The 16,527-nt window shown below is 67.4% G+C and carries 15 protein-coding genes; 5 read left to right on the top strand and 10 right to left on the bottom strand.

Annotated features, from left to right (window positions below):
• Positions 1 to 38: 38 nt before the first annotated feature.
• Positions 39 to 2,024, bottom strand: a complete 1,986-nt coding sequence (locus QRO93_RS17900) for a transglycosylase SLT domain-containing protein (protein ID WP_180879131.1) — start codon at positions 2,022 to 2,024, stop codon at positions 39 to 41.
• Between the two features lie 151 nt (positions 2,025 to 2,175).
• On the opposite strand from QRO93_RS17900, the gene QRO93_RS17895 reads away from it, so the two are divergent.
• The 3 genes from QRO93_RS17895 to QRO93_RS17885 all read left to right on the top strand — a co-directional run bounded on the left by QRO93_RS17895 (position 2,176) and on the right by QRO93_RS17885 (position 5,966).
• Positions 2,176 to 2,583 (top strand): biopolymer transporter ExbD, encoded by a 408-nt coding sequence (locus tag QRO93_RS17895; RefSeq protein ID WP_164087058.1) that lies wholly within the window; start codon positions 2,176 to 2,178, stop codon positions 2,581 to 2,583.
• A 58-nt stretch (positions 2,584 to 2,641) separates the two neighbouring features.
• Positions 2,642 to 2,872 carry a hypothetical protein gene (locus QRO93_RS17890; RefSeq protein ID WP_180879130.1) on the top strand — a complete coding sequence of 77 codons (231 nt, stop codon included), beginning with the start codon at positions 2,642 to 2,644 and terminating at the stop codon, positions 2,870 to 2,872.
• Between the two features lie 232 nt (positions 2,873 to 3,104).
• Positions 3,105 to 5,966 (top strand): TonB-dependent siderophore receptor, encoded by a 2,862-nt coding sequence (locus QRO93_RS17885; RefSeq protein ID WP_180879129.1) that lies wholly within the window; start codon positions 3,105 to 3,107, stop codon positions 5,964 to 5,966.
• 86 nt (positions 5,967 to 6,052) lie between these two features.
• Here QRO93_RS17885 and fhuE read toward each other — a convergent pair whose 3' ends face one another.
• From fhuE to QRO93_RS17865, 4 genes are all read right to left on the bottom strand, one after another.
• Entirely contained in the window at positions 6,053 to 8,212 is a 2,160-nt protein-coding gene (gene fhuE, locus QRO93_RS17880) for a ferric-rhodotorulic acid/ferric-coprogen receptor FhuE (protein WP_180879127.1), read from the bottom strand.
• A gap of 229 nt (positions 8,213 to 8,441) precedes the next feature.
• Entirely contained in the window at positions 8,442 to 8,918 is a 477-nt protein-coding gene (locus tag QRO93_RS17875) for a hypothetical protein (RefSeq protein ID WP_180879125.1), read from the bottom strand.
• A 75-nt stretch (positions 8,919 to 8,993) separates the two neighbouring features.
• On the bottom strand, positions 8,994 to 9,545 hold the full coding sequence (locus QRO93_RS17870) for a M23 family metallopeptidase (RefSeq protein ID WP_180879123.1): 552 nt from the start codon (positions 9,543 to 9,545) through the stop codon (positions 8,994 to 8,996).
• Between the two features lie 90 nt (positions 9,546 to 9,635).
• Positions 9,636 to 10,118 (bottom strand): Lrp/AsnC family transcriptional regulator, encoded by a 483-nt coding sequence (locus tag QRO93_RS17865; RefSeq protein ID WP_040007093.1) that lies wholly within the window; start codon positions 10,116 to 10,118, stop codon positions 9,636 to 9,638.
• Positions 10,119 to 10,190: 72 nt separating this feature from the next.
• On the opposite strand from QRO93_RS17865, the gene QRO93_RS17860 reads away from it, so the two are divergent.
• Positions 10,191 to 11,060 (top strand): EamA family transporter, encoded by an 870-nt coding sequence (locus tag QRO93_RS17860; RefSeq protein ID WP_180879121.1) that lies wholly within the window; start codon positions 10,191 to 10,193, stop codon positions 11,058 to 11,060.
• A gap of 65 nt (positions 11,061 to 11,125) precedes the next feature.
• Here the strand turns inward: QRO93_RS17860 and QRO93_RS17855 are convergent, their stop codons facing one another.
• From QRO93_RS17855 to QRO93_RS17840, 4 genes are all read right to left on the bottom strand, one after another.
• Positions 11,126 to 11,863, bottom strand: coding sequence for an endonuclease/exonuclease/phosphatase family protein (locus tag QRO93_RS17855; protein WP_180879119.1), 738 nt, complete (start codon positions 11,861 to 11,863; stop codon positions 11,126 to 11,128).
• A gap of 53 nt (positions 11,864 to 11,916) precedes the next feature.
• Entirely contained in the window at positions 11,917 to 12,750 is an 834-nt protein-coding gene (locus tag QRO93_RS17850; protein WP_285304304.1) for a thiol:disulfide interchange protein DsbA/DsbL, read from the bottom strand.
• Positions 12,751 to 12,856: 106 nt separating this feature from the next.
• A complete protein-coding gene (locus QRO93_RS17845) occupies positions 12,857 to 13,507 on the bottom strand; it encodes a thiol:disulfide interchange protein DsbA/DsbL (RefSeq protein ID WP_053450786.1) in 651 nt (216 codons plus the stop codon).
• Positions 13,508 to 13,613: 106 nt separating this feature from the next.
• Positions 13,614 to 14,414, bottom strand: a complete 801-nt coding sequence (locus QRO93_RS17840) for a cytochrome c (protein WP_053450785.1) — start codon at positions 14,412 to 14,414, stop codon at positions 13,614 to 13,616.
• A 156-nt stretch (positions 14,415 to 14,570) separates the two neighbouring features.
• Here QRO93_RS17840 and yihA point away from each other — a divergent pair, with 156 nt between their 5' ends.
• Positions 14,571 to 15,173, top strand: a complete 603-nt coding sequence (yihA, locus tag QRO93_RS17835) for a ribosome biogenesis GTP-binding protein YihA/YsxC (protein ID WP_053450784.1) — start codon at positions 14,571 to 14,573, stop codon at positions 15,171 to 15,173.
• 100 nt (positions 15,174 to 15,273) lie between these two features.
• On the opposite strand, the gene QRO93_RS17830 is transcribed toward yihA, so the two are convergent.
• Complete coding sequence (locus QRO93_RS17830; RefSeq protein WP_180879117.1) at positions 15,274 to 16,245, bottom strand: MBL fold metallo-hydrolase; 972 nt, start codon at positions 16,243 to 16,245, stop codon at positions 15,274 to 15,276.
• Positions 16,246 to 16,527: the final 282 nt, after the last annotated feature.

Below are 16,527 nucleotides of genomic sequence, written 5' to 3'. Positions count from 1 at the left end.
GATGTTGCCGGCCAGCGGCCGCCACTACCGTGTTGCGATCAATCGCCGCCCTGGTCGGCGTTGGCAGCGCAGCTGAAGCTCTTGCGCTTGTCCACCAGGCGGCCCATGAGGCGGTCGCTCAGTGGCAGCGCATCGCCATTGAGGCGCCAGTCGTAGATCACGCTGAAGGCCAGCACGCGGGCCACGTACTCACGGGTTTCCTTGTAGCTGATCGTCTCGATCCACAGGTCTGGATCAAACCCGGGGCGCTGGCCCTGCCAGCGGGCGGTCGGGGTCGGGCCGGCGTTGTAGGCGGCGATGGTCACGTACGGCAGGCCGTCGTACTTGTTCATCAGCTGACGCAGGTACGCGGTACCGATGGCGATGTTGGTGTCCGGGTCGTACAGGCTGTCGGCACCACCGTAGCCGGTCAGGCCGATCGACTTGGCCACGCCGGCACCGGTGGCCGGCAGCACCTGCATCAGGCCCATTGCGTTGGCAGGCGAACGCGCGCGCGGGGTGAAGGTGCTCTCCGCGCGGATTTCCGCCGCCACCCAGGCCGGGTCGATGGCATTGCGTGCCGATTCGCGGCGGATGGTGGCGTCGTGGTGCAGCGGGAAGCGCAGGTCGTACAGGCGCTGTTCCTGCGGCTGCTTGCCGAGTGCGAACACGGCGCGGTCGAACCAGCCGTTGTCCTGCGCCACGCGCACGGCAAGGCGGCGCTGGGTGTCATCGAAACGCGACAGTGCGCTGTTCCATTCGGCCACGGCCCAGCCGGTGCGGTCGATCTGGTACAGCGCCATCGCACGCTGGATGGCCGGGTCGCGCGCGATCACGGCCTGCGCCTGCGCGCTGTCGTTCGGCTTCCACGGGCACAGCGTATAGCCCTGCTGCAGCTTGTCGGCGGCGAGGAAGCCGTGGAAGGTGGGGGCGCGTGCGGCATCGCGGAACAGCGCCTGGGCCTGCTGTGCCTGGCCGGTCTTCTCCAGCATGCGGCCTTCGAAGTAGCGCCAGCGCGGGTCGCTGCGTTGCTTGCTGCCCATCTTGCGCAGCGCGGTCAGTGCCGCCGGCCAGTCGCCACGCGACATGGCCTCGCGCACGCGCCATTCGTGCAGGCGCTCGTCATACGCCGACTCCGGCACCGCATTGAGGCGGCGCGCCGACTCCGGCAGATAGGAGGCCACCGTCCACAGCGCGATCTGGTACAGCACCTGGCCCTGCTGGTCGGCACTCAGGCCGAGGGCCTGCGCGTACTGCGGCAACTGCTGCTCGGTGGCGCCCGGGTCGGCCTTGGCCAGTTTGGCCAGGCCATCGGTGGCGATGCGCCGGCTGCGCTCGTTGCGCGGCCAGTTCAGTGCGCTGGCGTTGGGTTTGTCGACGAACGCGGCGTACGTGCTGGCCAGTGCCAGGTCGGTGGCGGGCAGGCCGCGCGCCGCACTGCGCATCACCGCCGGCTGCTGCGCGTCGGCGGCCGCGTCGATGCGCTCCCAGCGCAGCGCGTCACTCAACCCGCCCTGCGCCTGCAGCACGGCGAAAACCGCATCGCAGCCGTCGGGCAGCGACTTGCCGTTCTTGCGCCACAGGTCCTGTGCCTCGCTGATCCACTGCGGATCGACCTTGCCGGTCACCTGGCGCGCGGTCAGCTGGGCGCAGCGCAGGCCGGCGTTGTCGGTCGGTGCCCAGTTGGCCAGCAGGGTCGGCCAGTCCTGGCGTCGCGCGACAGAAGGCAGCCACACGCTGCGGAAGGTGGTGGCCACGGCCTGGCCGTCGTAGCGCTTGAGGAAGGCCTGTGCCTGTGCGGTATCGACGGTATCGATGTTGCGGCGCAGGTTGGCGTACTCCAGCCAGCCATAGGCCGGGTGGCGGCTGAGCGCACCGGCCTGGCCGGGATCGAACTGGCCGCGCTCGGCGGCAGCGATGGCGGCTTTCAGCTGCGCATTCTGGGCATCGAGGGACTGGGCATTGGCGCAGCCGATCAGCAGCGTGGTGGCCAAGGGCAGCAGGGACAGGGCGGTCGAAGAGCGTCGGGTCATGGCGCCCAGCATAGCGGGCGCTGGCTGAATTCAGTTTCGCATTGCGTGCACGCCAGCGCTCGGCAACGGCAGCTGAATGTTCCGGATACCGGCACTGCCATTCGGGGCGGCACGCGCCGTAGTGTCGGCCTTGGGCGAACGGCTCGGCTGCAGGGAGCGGCACATGGCGTTCAGTAGCGCAGGACGAAGCGGCCCGCTGGCGGAGATCAATGTCACGCCACTGGTGGATGTGATGCTGGTGCTGTTGATCATCTTCATCGTGACCGCGCCGATCGTGGCCCGGCCGATTGCCGTGCAGTTGCCACAGGCCACCGATCGCACGATCGATCGCCCCGAACCGCCAGCGCCGATCGAGCTGCGCCTGGATGCGTCCAACCAGCTGAGCTGGGACGGGCAACCGATGGCGATCGGCGATCTGCAGGCGCGCCTGCAGGCGCAGGCGGGTGAGCACGCCGGCAACCTGCCGGAGCTGCGTATCGCCACCGATCCGGCGGCCGAATACGAAGGCATGGCCAGGATCCTGGCCGCCGCCGAGGCTACCGGCATGGAGCGCATCGCCTTCGTGCGGTGAGTTCGTCAACGGGCGGCCTGCTATCGGCAGGCCGCCCTTCCTGGATGCCGCAGGAGGCATGTTCCTGAAGGGGCAACCGCTGGATATGCCGGCGCTGCAGCAGGTGCTGGCGCAGGCGCAGCAGCTGCCACTTCCGCGTCGCCCGGCGGTGCGCCTGTCGACCGCCGACGACACCGATTACCAGGACATGGCGCGTGTGCTGCTGGCTGTCAGCCAGCACGGCCTGCGCTTGGACGCACTTGCCCGCCCGTGGGGGCACTGGCAAGACGGCTTGATGAAAGACGGTTGATCTCGGCGCGCGCTGTCGCAGCTGGCATCTGTGCTGCGCACGGCGAACAGTACCGTCCGGTCTTAATCTGTCGCCATTTGACGTAATCAGCTGTCAATTGCGTCAATTCCGCGTGAAAGGGTGTCGATCATCACGCCGTGATTTTTACCGCTTGTTTACAAAGGAGACGCTGCCGCCATGCAGGGGGGAGCGCGGCAGCCCATGTCCCGACATTCCTTTGGAGAGAGAGCGAATGATTCACCTGCATCACCGCCCGTTGGCGGTTGCCGTCGCGCTGTGCGTGACGGCCCTGGCACCACTGGGTGCCGCTGCACAATCCACCACCAACCTCGATGCGGTGGAAGTCACCGGTACCCGCATCAAGCGCGCTGAAGTCGAAGGCCAGGTGCCGATCCAGACCCTGACCCGCGGTGACATCGAGCGCACCGGCCTGACCTCGATCGGCGAGGTGCTGCAGCAGCTCACCGGGTCCGGTTCGGCGCTCAACGCCAAGTTCAATTCGTCCGGCAATTTCGGCTTCCCGCCCGATGGCAGTGGCGTGGGCGCCGGTTCGGCGCAGGTCGATCTCCGCCACCTGGGCGCCAAGCGCGTGCTGGTGCTGGTCGATGGCATCCGCTGGGTCAATGAATCGTCTGCGTCGGGCGTGGGTTCGGCCACCGACCTCAACACCATTCCGCTGGCCATCGTCGAACGCATCGAAGTGCTGGAGGATGGTGCGTCATCGCTGTACGGCTCCGACGCCATTGCCGGTGTGGTCAACATCATCACCCGCCGCGATTTCGATGGCGGCCAGGTGACGCTGAACTATGGCGAATACAGCAAGGGCGACGGCACCCAGAAGGGCGTGGACCTGGCCTGGGGCAAGAGCGGCGATCGCTTCAGCCTGTTCCTGGGCGCCAGCTGGACCAAGCAGGACCCGGTGTTCGCCAAGGATCGCGAGCAGTCGCGCTTCCCGATTCCGGGCACCGGCCTGGCGTTCGGCAGTGGTGGCATTCCGCAGGGCCGCTTCGCCTTCGTCGATCCGAACACCGGCGCCTCGCAGAACATCGTGCCCAATACCGGTGTGAGCAATCCGCGTTACGACGGCAGCGCCGGCTGCAACCGCAGCGATGACTACCATTGCTTCACCAGCGCCGACCGCTTCAACTTCGCCGAATACAACATGGTGCTGACGCCGTCGGAGCGCAAAGGCCTGTTCGGCCAGTTCCGCTTCGACATCACCGACAACGTGCAGTGGTACGTCAAGGCACTGGGCAACCGCCGCGAGTCGACCAACCAGGCCGGGCCGGAGCCGCTGTTCTTCGGCCCCGACGGTGCCACCGGCAATCCGCTGGCCGACAACATCGTGGTCTCGCACCTGAACCCGTACAACCCGTTCGGCTTCGACCTGGTGTCCGGCGACAACATGAGCCTGATCGGCCGCCGCCCGGTGGAAGGCGGTGCGCGCGTGTTCAAGCAGAAGGTGGACACCACCTATTTCGCCACCGGCTTGGTCGGCGACTTCCATGCCGCCGACCGCAGCTGGTACTGGGATGTCAACGGCATGTACAGCAAGAACAAGGCCGAACAGACCAACTACGGCAGCTATGACATCTACAAGGTGAACATGGCGCTGGGCGATCCGGCGGTGTGCGCCGCGACCCCGGGCTGCGTGCCGCTGAACATCTTCGGCGGCGTCGGCTCGATCACCCCGGACATGCTGAAGTGGATCCAGCCGGTGGTGCGCGACCGCAGCCAGAACGAACTGAGCCTGTTCACCGCCAACCTGTCCAGCGATCTGTTCTCGCTGCCGGCCGGCCCGGTGTCCTTCGCCACCGGCTTCGAGTACCGCAAGTACAAGGGTTCCTACCAGCCTGATCCGCTGACGGTGATCGGCCACTACAACGGCGTACCGTCGCAGCCGACCTCCGGCTCCTATGACGTCAACGAGGCCTACCTGGAGTTGAGCGTGCCGATCTTCGCCGACTCGCCGTTCGGCAAGAAGCTCGATCTCAGCCTGGCCGGGCGCTACTCGGATTACTCCACCTTCGGTGGCGAGTTCACGCCCAAGTACGGCCTGCGCTGGCAGGTGACCGACGACTTCGTGCTGCGCACGACCTATGCCGAGGGCTTCCGTGCGCCGTCGATCGGCGAACTGTACGGCTCGGCGGCGCGAGCCGACCTGCAGCTGTTCGATCCCTGCTCGGTAGGCCTGGGTGGCACGCCGCCGCGTGGCAGTGCAGCCAACTGCGCCGCGCTGGGCGTACCGGCGGGCTTCCAGCAGGCCAACTCGCAGATCTCGGTGACCACCGGCGGCAACCGCGAGCTGGATCCGGAACGTTCGCGCAGCTTCAGCGCCGGCTTCGTGTGGAGCCCGTGGTTCGGCAACAACGCGTCGTGGTCGGAGCGCTTCGATGTGGAGGTGACCTTCTACCGCCATGCCATCGACGGCGCGATCCAGGCGATCAATGCGCAGACCCAGCTGGACCTGTGCGTGGATACGCTGGACCCGATCTACTGCAATGGCATCACCCGTGCCAGCACCGGTGCGGTCAGCAGCTTCAACAACCGCCTGACCAACCTGGGGTCGATCAAGACCGATGGCTGGGACGTGGACCTGTTCTGGACGTTGCCGCAGACCTCCATCGGCCAGTTCAAGCTGGCCTGGAAGAACACCTTCGTCGGCCGTTACGAGGCCACCGGTGCGGCCGGGCAGAAGCAGCCGCAGAAGCCCGGCGTGGAAGTGGCCGACAGTTCGATTCCGGAGTGGACCAGCAACGCCAGCATCGGCTGGACGATGGACCGCTGGAGCGCCAACTGGACGGTGCGCCACATCTCCGAGCTGACCGAGAACTGCGGTGATGCTGCGGTGTTCCCGGTGTGCAGCAACCAGGCGGCCGGCACCAACACGCTGTCGGCCACCACCTTCCACGACATGCAGGTGGGCTACAAGATCGACTGGATGAAGGGGCTGCAGCTGACCGCTGGCCTGAACAACGTGTTCGACAAGGATCCGCCGATCTGCCTGTCGTGTTCGTTGAATGGCTACGACGCCTCGACCTACGACATCCCGCGTGGGCGCTACTGGTACCTGCGCGCGGACCTGCGGTTCTGACCTCGGGATGCCGCGCCGGGACCCTCCCGGTGCGGCGCTCGACGCTACGGAATGCACGGCGCCGGGTTGCCCCGGCGCCGTTTGCATCAGAACGACCAGGTAAAGGTCAGCGAGCCGTTGCGGCCATCACCGAAGGCGCCGTAACCATTGATCTGCGACAGGTATTTCTTGTCCAGCAGGTTGTTGAGGTTGGCCTGCACGCTGAACTCCGGCGAGATGCGGTAGCGCACGAAGGCGCTGACCAGCGCATAGCCGCTCTGCTCGATGCGGCCATAGGCCGGCACCGTGTAGTAGATGCGGTTCTGCCAGTTGGCGCCGCCGCCGACGGTCAGTTCCTGCAGCGACTGCGGGGTGTAGCTGGTGAACAGCTTCAACGCGGTCTGCGGCAGGTTGGTGTTGATGTCGCTGCCGTTGATGTCCTTGGCCACGTAGCGCGATGCGCCGAAGGTGGCATTCCAGCCCGGTGCCAGCTCGCCGTTCACTTCGAACTCGAAGCCGCGGCTGACGGTGCCCCGCGCGGCAATCGAAGCGAGTTCGCCGGGCCGGCCGATGATCGGTTCATTGGTGGCCTGGGCGACGTTGTCCTGCTCGATGCGGAAGACCGCCAGCGAGGCATTCAGGCGATTGTCGAACCAGGCGGCCTTGACGCCCACTTCGTAGCTCTTGCCATCCACCGGATCGAGGTAGCGATCATTGCGGTCGCGCGCGGTCTGTGGCTGGAAGATTTCGGTATAGCTGGTGTAGGCAGACCAGGTGTCGTTGATGTCGTACACCAGGCCGGCGTAGGGCGTGGTCACCTTGTGTTCGCGGTCATCGTTCTCGCCTTCGCTCTTCCAGTCGGTGTAGCGCGCACCGAGGATCAGCTTCAGCGGGTCGGCCAGCGACAGGCGGGTGGCGAGGTAGCCGGCCTTCTGGGTGATGGTGCCGCGGCTGGCCAGCGCCAGCGGGTTCCAGTTGGGCTGGCTGATGTTGCCGGTCCAGTTGAAGTAGCTGGCAAACGGATCCCACAGCAGGTTGGCGCCGCCCACCTGGTAGTCGCCGTAGTTGGCGTACTCACGCTTGTTGTAGCTCAGGCCGGCCATGAACTGGTGTTCGCGGCCGAACAGGCGGAACGGACCATCCACGTAGCCATCGACGGCGTTGACCTTGCGCTCGGTGTTGTAGAAGCCGGCCGACGGCGAGATGCCAGCACCGGTGGTCTTGTTGAAGTTGGAGGCCCCGGTGACCCAGTTGTTGTAGGCCGGATAGAACAGCTTGTCGTCGGCCTTGGTCTCGTCGTGGGTGGCGCCGATCTTGAACTTCCAGCCGTTGCTGAAGGCATGCTGCAGCGTGGCGAAGGCACGCTTGCTGGTGGTGTCCCAGTAGGTCCAGTCCGGGCTGGCATTGAAGGACTCGTCATACGGCGTACGGCTTCCGTCCGAGTACAGCATCGGGAAGCCGCCCCAGGTGGCGCCATTGGCACGCTTCTGCTGGTAGTCGTAGCCCACGCTCAGCTGGGTGTCCGGGGTCAGGTCGGCATCGATGACCGCGTAGCCCAGCGTCTTGCGCTGGTTGTAGCGGTCCATCTGGCCGTCGGTATCCAGGTAGCTGCCGATGACGCGGCCACGCACGGTACCGCTGGCATTGAGCGCGCTGCCCACGTCCACGGTGGTGCGGGTGCGGCCCCAGCTGCCCACGTTCACCGATACGCTGCCGGTCAGTTCGGCGCTGTCGGCATGCTTGCGGATCAGGTTCACCGATGCCGACGGATTACCGGCACCACTGAGCAGGCCGGTGGCACCGCGCACCACTTCCACGCGGTCGTACAGGGCCAGATCCAGGCCGGAATCACCGTAGCTCCAGTTCTGCACCATCTGCGTCGGCAGGCCATCGAACTGGTAGGCATCGATGTAGAACCCACGCGCGTAGAACTCGGTGCGCTCGCTGTCGGACTGGGTGCTGGTCACGCCGGTGGTGTTGGCCAGCACGTCGATGATGTCGTCCAGCTTCTGGTCTTCGATGCGCTGGTGGCTGATGATGCTGATCGACTGCGGGATCTCGCGCGGTGCCAGGTCGAAACGGGTACCGGCGGAGGTGCGGCGCACCGAATAGCCTTCGGCACGCTCACCCTTGACCACGACCTTGTCGAGGGTGGTCGGGTCGGCGGCGGTGTCGGCAAAGGCGGCCGGGGCGATGGCCAGGCTGAGGGCGGACAGCACCGCCGCGGACAGGCGATGTGGCAGAACGGGGGAGGTCGAACGGATCATTGGGGTTCCTGGACGGGCACGTGCGTGCGTCCGACCGGCTTCCCGGATGGTCTGGCGCCGCGGCTGGTGGGGATCTCACGCCGCTGGCGGAACCCTGCGTTCAGGGCGGTGGCTGGGCAATGCGAGCACGGACGAACCGTCCTGGCCGTCCGCAAAACGCAAATATCGTAATGGGAATTGTTTTCGTTTACAAATGGGCGAGGGCGGTGCGCATGCTGTCGCGGCCGATCTAGTCCTGCGGCGGCAGGCGTTCGGCCTGGATCTTCATGCGCGGCCGTTCCCCCTCGATGCCGACGGCGTATTCGACGGTGATCACTACGTCCGCGTCGAGTCCGCGCACATTCAGGGACTGCACCTTCCCGGTCACGTATTCCGGGAACAGCCGTTCCGAGCCGGCGTAGTTCGTCCCGGGGGCCAGGCAGGCCAGGGTGCGCTGGATGTTGATCGTGGCGAATTCGGTGGACGTATTGGGCAGCAGCCAATCGCAGAACTGCCTGCCCGCAAGGGTGCCGCCATGCGTGCAGTGCTTGCTGAAGCTGCTCCAGTCGCTGACCAGTTCAATCGCCGGCTGGGTGCCGATCGAGGCGCTGTTGGCGAAGGCAAGAAGATGTGCACACAACGGGTCGCGGCGTGCCTGCACGGTGCTGCAGCTGGTGGCCAGCAGCGCCAGGGTGACGAACGGCGCGATGGTGCGAAGGCGGGTCATCGGTGTGCTTTCCCTGTCACTGCGGTCGATGATGCGTCTGGCCGGGCGTGGCGTCGAGCCTGGTCGGCCAAGGGGTCAGCGCAGCAGCGGCAGCGGGTCGCGCGCGCCCTGGGAACCGTAGATGCCCCAGTGCAGGTGCGGCGGCGTGCCCTTGGCGTTGCCGCTGTCGCCGACATGGCCGAGCAGGTCGCCGGGCCGGACCACCTGGCCGCGTGCCAGACCGTCGGCCCAGCTTTCCAGATGCGCGTAGTAGTAGCGTTCCCGTCCCGGCCCGATCACCCACACCTGGCGGCCGCCAAGCCCGCGTTCGCTGACATCGGCGACGACGCCAGGCGTGGCGCTGCGCACCGGCGTACCGCGCTTGGCGAAGATGTCGATACCCGCATGCGTGCGGTCACGACCGCGCGGCGCACCGAAGGTGTCGGCGATCTGCCTTGGGCGCACGCCCTGCACCGGCACTGGCAGCGCGGTGGCGGCGGGCATCCGCGCGAGTGTCCACAACATCTTCGGTGCGGCCGCCCACGGGCTGTTCCACAGCGCCAGGGCTGCAACGATGGCAATGGCCAGGAACAGGCCGCGCAGCAGCCAGTGGCGCAGGCGATGGGCAGGGGAGGTGGTTGTGCTCATGGCTTCGGACTGTAGCGTCGAGCCACGCTCGACGGCTGTTGCTTTGCGGTCAAAGGGGAGTCGTCAAAGGGCAGTCGAGCAAGCTCGACTCTACAGGGGCGGTAGCAGCGGCACTTCGAAACTCCGCTTCAGCGTCCCCAGTGCCACCGAGGTCCGGAACCGCTCGATGTTGTCATCACCGCCGAACAGGCGCTCGGTGATCGCCTCGTATTCTTCCATCGACGCCGCTGAAAGCAGCAGCAGGAAGTCGCCGTCGCCGGTGATCGAGTAGCACTGCTGCACCGCCGGGTCGTCCTGCACGCGGCGCTTGAACGGCGCCACGCGCTCGCGCTGCTCGCTGACCACGCGCACCTCGACGATGATGGTCAGCGGTCGCCCGACCTTGGCTGCGGCGACCACCGCCACATTGGCCGCGATCACGCCGCTGTCCTGCAGGCGCTTGATCCGGCGTTGCACGGCCGGGGTGGACAGGTGCACGGCCTCGGCGATTTCGCGCTGCGGCAGGGTGTTGTCCCGCTGCAGCAGGTCGAGGATGGCGCGGTCGAAACTGTCGAGCACGGGGGCGATGGCCATGGCGAGCAGAAATTGCACGAACGGGCTGTCAATTGAGCCAAGTGCTCGGCGTGGGCGCAATAGACTTTGCCCATGCAGACCTCACGATTCGCGCCGATGTTGCCGGCGCTGGCGGTGCTGGGCTCGGTCACCTCGCTGGCCATCGGCACCTCCTACGCAAAACACCTGTTCCCGCTGATCGGCGCCCAGGGCACCAGCGCGCTGCGCGTGGGCTTCTCGGCGCTGTTGCTGCTGCTGTTCTGGCGGCCGTGGCGCTGGAAAACCAGCCGCGTGGATGCGATCACCATCCTGCGCTACGGGCTCACCCTGGGCCTGATGAACCTGCTGTTCTACATGGCCCTGCGCACGATTCCCTTCGGCATCGCGGTGGCCATTGAATTCACCGGGCCGTTGACGGTGGCGATGCTGTCATCACGACGACCGATCGACTTCGTCTGGGTAGGTTGCGCGGTGGTGGGGTTGTTGCTGTTGCTGCCGTTGGGGGGCGGCCCGGCGCTGGACCCGGCCGGTGTGCTGTATGCAATGGGTGCGGCGGCGTGCTGGGGCCTGTACATCGTGTTCGGCAAGCGCGCCGGCCACCTGCACGCCGGGCATTCGGTGTCGCTGGGGCTGCTGGCGGCGTCGCTGGTGGTGGTGCCGGTGGGCGTGGTGCATGCCGGTGCGGCGCTGCTCGATCCGAAGATCCTGGCGGCGGGGCTGCTGGTGGCGCTGGTATCCAGTGCGATCCCGATGTCGCTGGAAATGATGGCGCTCAAGCGCCTGCCCAAGGAGACCTTCGGCATTCTGATCAGCATGGAACCGGCGGTGGCCGCGCTGTGGGCGATGTTGCTGCTGCACGAGCACCTGCACGGGCTGCAGTGGCTGGCGATCGGCTGCACCGTGCTGGCCTCGGTGGGCAGCACGATGACCGCGCGAAGGCTGAAGGTGCCGGTCACCGCATGAAAAAGGGGACGGAGGGGATTAAGTCGTTTGTGCCACAAACGACTTAATCCCCTCCGTCCCCTTTTTCAGCGCAGGGCGTCGGCCGGGACGTCGATCGCCATCGCCAGGGCGAGGTGGTCGGAGAACGCGGCCGGTACGGCTTCCACGGTGCGGGTCTGCAGCCCGCTGCTGACCAGGATGTGGTCGATGGCGCGGTCGGGGCGCCAGCTGGGGAAGGTCGGCACGATGCAGCCGGGCGGCTGCAGCCGGGTCTTCTGGTAGAGCACCTGCATTTCCGGGCGTTCGGCCAGGCAGTTGAAATCGCCCATCAGCACCGCGTTGGGGTGGTCGGACAGCAGCTCGGCGATGAAACCCAGCTGCGACATCCGCGAGCCCGCGCCAAGTGACAGATGCGCCACCGCCACCGCCAGGCCGTCGGTACCGTCGCCGAACTTGGCCAGCAGCACGCCACGCCCGCCGATGCGGCCGGGCAGGGCGTGGTCCTGCACTTCCACCGGTTCCAGCTTGCTCAGCAAGCCGTTGGCGCTGGAGGCGACCCCGCCCATGCGCCGGTTAGGCTGGTGGCTCCAGTAATTGAAGCCGGCGCGCTGGGCCAGGTAATGGGTCTGGTTGGTGAAGCCCGAGCGCAGGCTGCCCGGGTCGGCCTCCTGCAGGCCGACGATGTCGTGTTCGCGCGCCAAGGTGGCAATCGCGTCAAGGCTGCTGCGCTTGCGACCCGCCGGCAGCGCATGTGACCAGCTGCGGGTCACATAGTCGCTGTAGCGGCGGGTACTTGAGCCGGCCTGGATGTTGGCCGTCAGCAAGCGCAGGGTCCGTGTACGGGGGGAATTCACGGCCGGGGAAAACGTCTCTTGGATCAGTGAGCCTGGGCCGCACCGCGTTCGTGGGCGATCAGGTGGTCGGCAATGCGCAGCATGTCCGGGAAGCTCTTGCCCTTCACCAGGTACTTGCCATTGACGATGATCGACGGCGTTCCGCTGATCTGGCTGCGCTGGGCGAACTGCTTGGCCGAGTTGGTCTTGGCGTTCACCGCGAAGCTGCCCATGGTGGCGGCGAACTGCTTCGGATCCACGCCATAGGCGCCGTAGAACTTGGCGATGTCGTCCACCGAGTCACGGCCGCGCTCGCCCTTCAGGGTCTTCTGCGAGTGGATGGCGGCGTACAGCGCTTCGTGGGTCTTCTCCTGCACGCCCAGCGTCTGCGCGGCGTAGAAGGCACGGGCGTAGTCATCCCAGGTGCCGCCGAACATGGCCGGCACGTAGACGAAGTTCACGTCGCTCGGCAGACCGGCCTTCCACGGGCCGACCAGCGGCTGGAACGCGGCACAGGCCGGGCAGACGTAGCCGAAGATCTCGGTCACTTCGATCTTGCCGGCGGCCGGCTGGAACGGCTGGCCGTTCGGGATGACCTGGTAATCGGCGCCTTCCACCGGGGCCGGGCCGGTCAGCGCGGCGGTGGTCGGGGCCGGAGCGGCCGCCGGAGCGGCTTCGGCCGCAGCCTTGTCGCCTTCGGCAGCGGCCGGGGCAGCGCCCTCGGCGCCCGCCGCCGGAGCCGCCGGCTCGGTGCTGGCCGGAGCCGGTGCCGGTTCGGCCGGAGCCGCGGTGGTGTTGGCGCTGCCGTCATCGGCCTTGCAGGCGGCCAGGATCGGCAGCAGCGCTGCGAGGGCGAGGGCGGCGAAACGGGTCTTCATGGAAACGTCTCCAGCATCTGGAATGGTGGGGCCGGCGTCAGGCACCGGCCAGAGGGAAATGATGACACGCGGCGGCGACAGCGCCGTGTCGATGGTGGGTGTTGGTTCAGCGGCCGCGGGCCGCGCGGGCCTGGGCGATCAGCGCCGAGGCGATGCGCAGCTGGTCGTCGAAGCTGTTGCCACGCACCAGGTACTGGCCGTTGATGATGATGGCCGGGGTGCCCGGCACCTTGGTGCGCTGGGCGAACGCGCGGGCGGCATCGACCTTCTTCTGCACGGCCTCGCCCCGCAGCGCCTGCAGGTAACGGTCCGGGGCCACGCCGTAGGCTTTGTAGAAGTTGGCGAGCTCATCGGCCGAGATGTTCTGCATCGGCAGCGCGCCGTCCTGGTGCAGTGCCTTGAACACGGCCGCATGGCTGCGCTTGGCCACGCCCACTTCGTCAGCGGCGTAGTAGGCCAGGGCCCAGGCATCCCAGGCGCCGCCGAAGGCGGCCGGCACCGGGGTGAAGCGCACGTCGGCCGGCAGCTTGGCGGCCCAGGCCTCCAGCTGCGGCTCGAAATGGGCGCAGTGCGGGCAGGTGTAGCCGAAGACCTCGACCACTTCGATCTTCCCGGCCAGCGGCTGGAACGGGCCCGGCTGGGCGATACGTTCGTAGTCTTTGCCTTCCACCAGCGGTGCGTTGGCAGGGGCGGCGGCACTGGCGGCCAGCGGCAGCAGGACCAGCAGGGACAACAGCAGGCGGGGAATCAACCTCATCGACACGCATCTCCGTTGAAAAAAGCAACGCCGGCGCGGTCGCCGGCGTGAAGGAAACATACCGCAGGCGGGGGCCGCGGTGGCGGCCCGGGCCGACCAGTGGTGGTCAGGGGGCGGCAGCCGGTTGCGTTGGCGTGGCCGCAGCGGCCAGGTCGTCGGCCTTGTTGTGCAGGCCCTGCAGGTAGCTCGACAGCGCCTGCACCTCCTGTTCGCTCAGCTTCTGCGCGACCGTGGCCATGATCTGGAAATGGGTCTTGTCGGTCTCATGGGTCTGCCCGGCCTGGTACTCCTGCAGGCGTCGCGCGACATAACTGGCGTGCTGGCCACCGAGATGCGGATAGGCGGGCCCCGGATTGCCGGCGCCGCTGGGGCCATGGCAGGCCATGCAGGCCGGCAGGCCGCGCTTGGCGTCGCCACCGCGGTACAGCTGCTGGCCGATCTCGTAGAATTTCATGCCCTTGTAAGGGCCGTCGGTGACCGCGGTGTCGTCGGCGATGCCGGCCGTGGCCTTCTGGGTGGCGAAGTAGGCGCCGATGTCGCGCATGTCCTGCGGCGTAAGGTTCTGCACGAACGGCACCATCGCCACCGCCGCGCCGGAACTGCGCTGGCCATTGGCAATCAGGGCCATCTGCTGGGCCACGTAGCGTTCGCTCTGGCCGGCGATGGACGGGTACATCTCCACCGTGGCGTTGCCGTCGGCGCCGTGGCAGGCCGCGCAGGCCGAGGCCTTGGTCTGGCCTGCCTTGGCATCGCCCCAGTGGGTCTTGCTGAAATCCACCTCCAGCGAGGCGGTGTTGATCGGCCCGTTGTCGGGCAGCGGGGTCAACGTGGTCTGCGCGAACGCAGCGGCGGCAACGACTACGGCAGTGGCAAGGGCGGATACGGCAAGAACGCGAGCGTGGCGCATGCTAAAGCTCCGTATGGACCGGGCCGGGCGGTGGCCGCCGGCATCGCCCGGATTATCAACGGCGTTTCCGCGCACGGTCAACGCAGCAGTGCAGCAAAATGCCCGCAAGGGCCGCCGGCACGGGCGCGCGGCGCCGCAACATGCGATCCTAGGCACATGTCATTGCTCATCGAACGCGCCCGTTACCACCTCTCGGCCCACAACGTGCGGCAGCTGCCGCCCGATGAAGGCGCCGAAGTGGCCTTCGCCGGACGCTCCAACGCCGGCAAGTCCAGCGCCCTCAACGCGCTGACCCGCCAGAACGCCCTGGCCCGCGTGTCCAAGACCCCCGGCCGCACCCAGCAGCTGGTGTTCTTCCAGATCACCCCGGACGCCCACCTGGTCGACCTGCCCGGTTACGGCTACGCCAAGGTGCCGCTGGACCTGCAGGCGCACTGGCAGGCCTTCATCGACCGGTACTTCCGCACCCGCGAAGCCCTGAAGGGCCTGGTGGTGGTGATGGACATCCGTCACCCGCTGAAGGATTACGACCGGCAGATGCTGTCCTACGCGGTGCAGCGCGGCATGCCGGCGCACGCACTGCTGACCAAGGCCGACAAGCTCAGCCGCAGCCAGCAGATGCAGACCCTGCAGAAGGTGCGCAAGGAGCTGCACTCGGCCTACGGCGACAGCGTCAGCGTGCAGGTGTTCTCCGGCGAGGACCGCACCGGCGTGGATGAGGCCCGCGCCGTGATCGGCGGCTGGCTGGGGCTGGAATAAGCGTTCCCCCGTCGCCCGGCTGGCAGCCGGGCGCTACCGACCTGTTTCCTGGTAGTGCCGGCCGCTGGCCGGCAACATCGCCCTGTCCTGTGGCACACCCTCACAACGGCGAATACTCCGCCGGCACCCACGCATAGGCTTGGCCTTCGCTGCGCACATGGCCCAGGCCCGGGAACGGCAGGTGCGCACCGGCCACCCACCAACCGTTGGCGGTGGCCTGCTGCAGCAGGCCGCGACGGCTGGCCGTGGCCGCCTTGCGGTCCGAATCGGCCTCGAACGCGGCCTCCGGGTGTGCGAACTGCACCGCGTGGAAGTGCAGCACATCGCCCCACACCAGCAGTGACTGGCCCTGGCTGTCGAACCGGTAGGAGACGTGGCCCGGCGTGTGGCCGTGGGTATCCATCGCCACCGCGCCACCGGGCAGGGCATCGCCGGGGCTGAAGGTGCGCAGGTGGCCGCTGGCCTGGTACGGCGCTACTGCGGTGCGCGCCAGCGGGAAGGCGAAGCGCACGCCCTTCGGCGCCGTGGCCTCGCTGGCCGGGTTGAGCCAGTAATCGGCATCGGCCCTGGACAGCCACACGGTGGCATTCGGGTAGGCCGGCTTGCCCTGCGCGTCGAGTACGCCGCACAGGTGGTCCGGATGGGCATGGGTCAGCAGCACCTCGTCCACCTCGGCCGGGTCCACGCCGGAGGCACGCAGGTTGCCCAGCACCTGGCCCAGGCCGGGGCCGAAGCACTGCGCGGTGCCGGTGTCGACCAGGGTCAGGTGGTTGCCCTGGCGCACCAGGAAGGCGTTGATGGCGGTCTGCAGGCCCTTCTTGTCTTCCGGTACGTAGCGGCCTTCCAACAGGCGGCTGACCAGCGTTGGCGGTACGTCCACCACTTCCTGCCGGCCGAGTGCGACCACGCCATCGAACAGGGCGGTGACCTGCAACGCACCGATGCGCTGATGGTAGACGCCGGGCACCTGCCGGGTGGGAGCGGGTGAGGTGGCTTCGGCCAGCGCGGCCAGCGGCAGGGCGGACAGGGCCAGCAGCAGGGCGCTACGCAGGGGCAGGTGATGCAGGGTCATGGCAGTTCTCGGTGGATGACGGGCGGTTCCGTTGCCGGACAGCGTGCCGTGGCCAGCGTGTGCGCGGCGCTCAAAGCAGTGCGCGGAATGCTCAGGGAGGGGTGTTGCCTGCAGGGCTGCGCCCTGCACCCGCTGCAGGCAACAGCAACAGCAACAGCAAAAGCAACAGCAACAGCAACAGCAAAAGCAACAGCAACAGCCGAAGCAACGGCGGGCTTCCTGTGGGGAGGCGGGGTGGGTCCGGTTGCGGGAGACGCCGTAAACCCATCCCTGGGGGCTTGG

The sequence above is a fragment of the Stenotrophomonas maltophilia group sp. Smal17 genome (genome assembly GCF_030237045.1).
GTDB lineage: Bacteria > Pseudomonadota > Gammaproteobacteria > Xanthomonadales > Xanthomonadaceae > Stenotrophomonas > Stenotrophomonas forensis.
Note: the sequence above shows the minus strand (reverse complement) of the source record. Positions and strands in the feature narration are given on the sequence as shown.

What these genes read in the sequence shown, in the direction of transcription:
- QRO93_RS17900 (WP_180879131.1), bottom strand. Translation starts at nt 2,024, where the DNA reads ATGCTGGGCGCCATGACCCGACGCTCTTCGACCGCCCTGTCCCTGCTG.
- QRO93_RS17895 (WP_164087058.1), top strand. Translation starts at nt 2,176, where the DNA reads ATGGCGTTCAGTAGCGCAGGACGAAGCGGCCCGCTGGCGGAGATCAAT.
- QRO93_RS17890 (WP_180879130.1), top strand. Translation starts at nt 2,642, where the DNA reads ATGTTCCTGAAGGGGCAACCGCTGGATATGCCGGCGCTGCAGCAGGTG.
- QRO93_RS17885 (WP_180879129.1), top strand. Translation starts at nt 3,105, where the DNA reads ATGATTCACCTGCATCACCGCCCGTTGGCGGTTGCCGTCGCGCTGTGC.
- fhuE (WP_180879127.1), bottom strand. Translation starts at nt 8,212, where the DNA reads ATGATCCGTTCGACCTCCCCCGTTCTGCCACATCGCCTGTCCGCGGCG.
- QRO93_RS17875 (WP_180879125.1), bottom strand. Translation starts at nt 8,918, where the DNA reads ATGACCCGCCTTCGCACCATCGCGCCGTTCGTCACCCTGGCGCTGCTG.
- QRO93_RS17870 (WP_180879123.1), bottom strand. Translation starts at nt 9,545, where the DNA reads ATGAGCACAACCACCTCCCCTGCCCATCGCCTGCGCCACTGGCTGCTG.
- QRO93_RS17865 (WP_040007093.1), bottom strand. Translation starts at nt 10,118, where the DNA reads ATGGCCATCGCCCCCGTGCTCGACAGTTTCGACCGCGCCATCCTCGAC.
- QRO93_RS17860 (WP_180879121.1), top strand. Translation starts at nt 10,191, where the DNA reads ATGCAGACCTCACGATTCGCGCCGATGTTGCCGGCGCTGGCGGTGCTG.
- QRO93_RS17850 (WP_285304304.1), bottom strand. Translation starts at nt 12,750, where the DNA reads ATGAAGACCCGTTTCGCCGCCCTCGCCCTCGCAGCGCTGCTGCCGATC.
- QRO93_RS17845 (WP_053450786.1), bottom strand. Translation starts at nt 13,507, where the DNA reads ATGAGGTTGATTCCCCGCCTGCTGTTGTCCCTGCTGGTCCTGCTGCCG.
- QRO93_RS17840 (WP_053450785.1), bottom strand. Translation starts at nt 14,414, where the DNA reads ATGCGCCACGCTCGCGTTCTTGCCGTATCCGCCCTTGCCACTGCCGTA.
- yihA (WP_053450784.1), top strand. Translation starts at nt 14,571, where the DNA reads ATGTCATTGCTCATCGAACGCGCCCGTTACCACCTCTCGGCCCACAAC.
- QRO93_RS17830 (WP_180879117.1), bottom strand. Translation starts at nt 16,245, where the DNA reads ATGACCCTGCATCACCTGCCCCTGCGTAGCGCCCTGCTGCTGGCCCTG.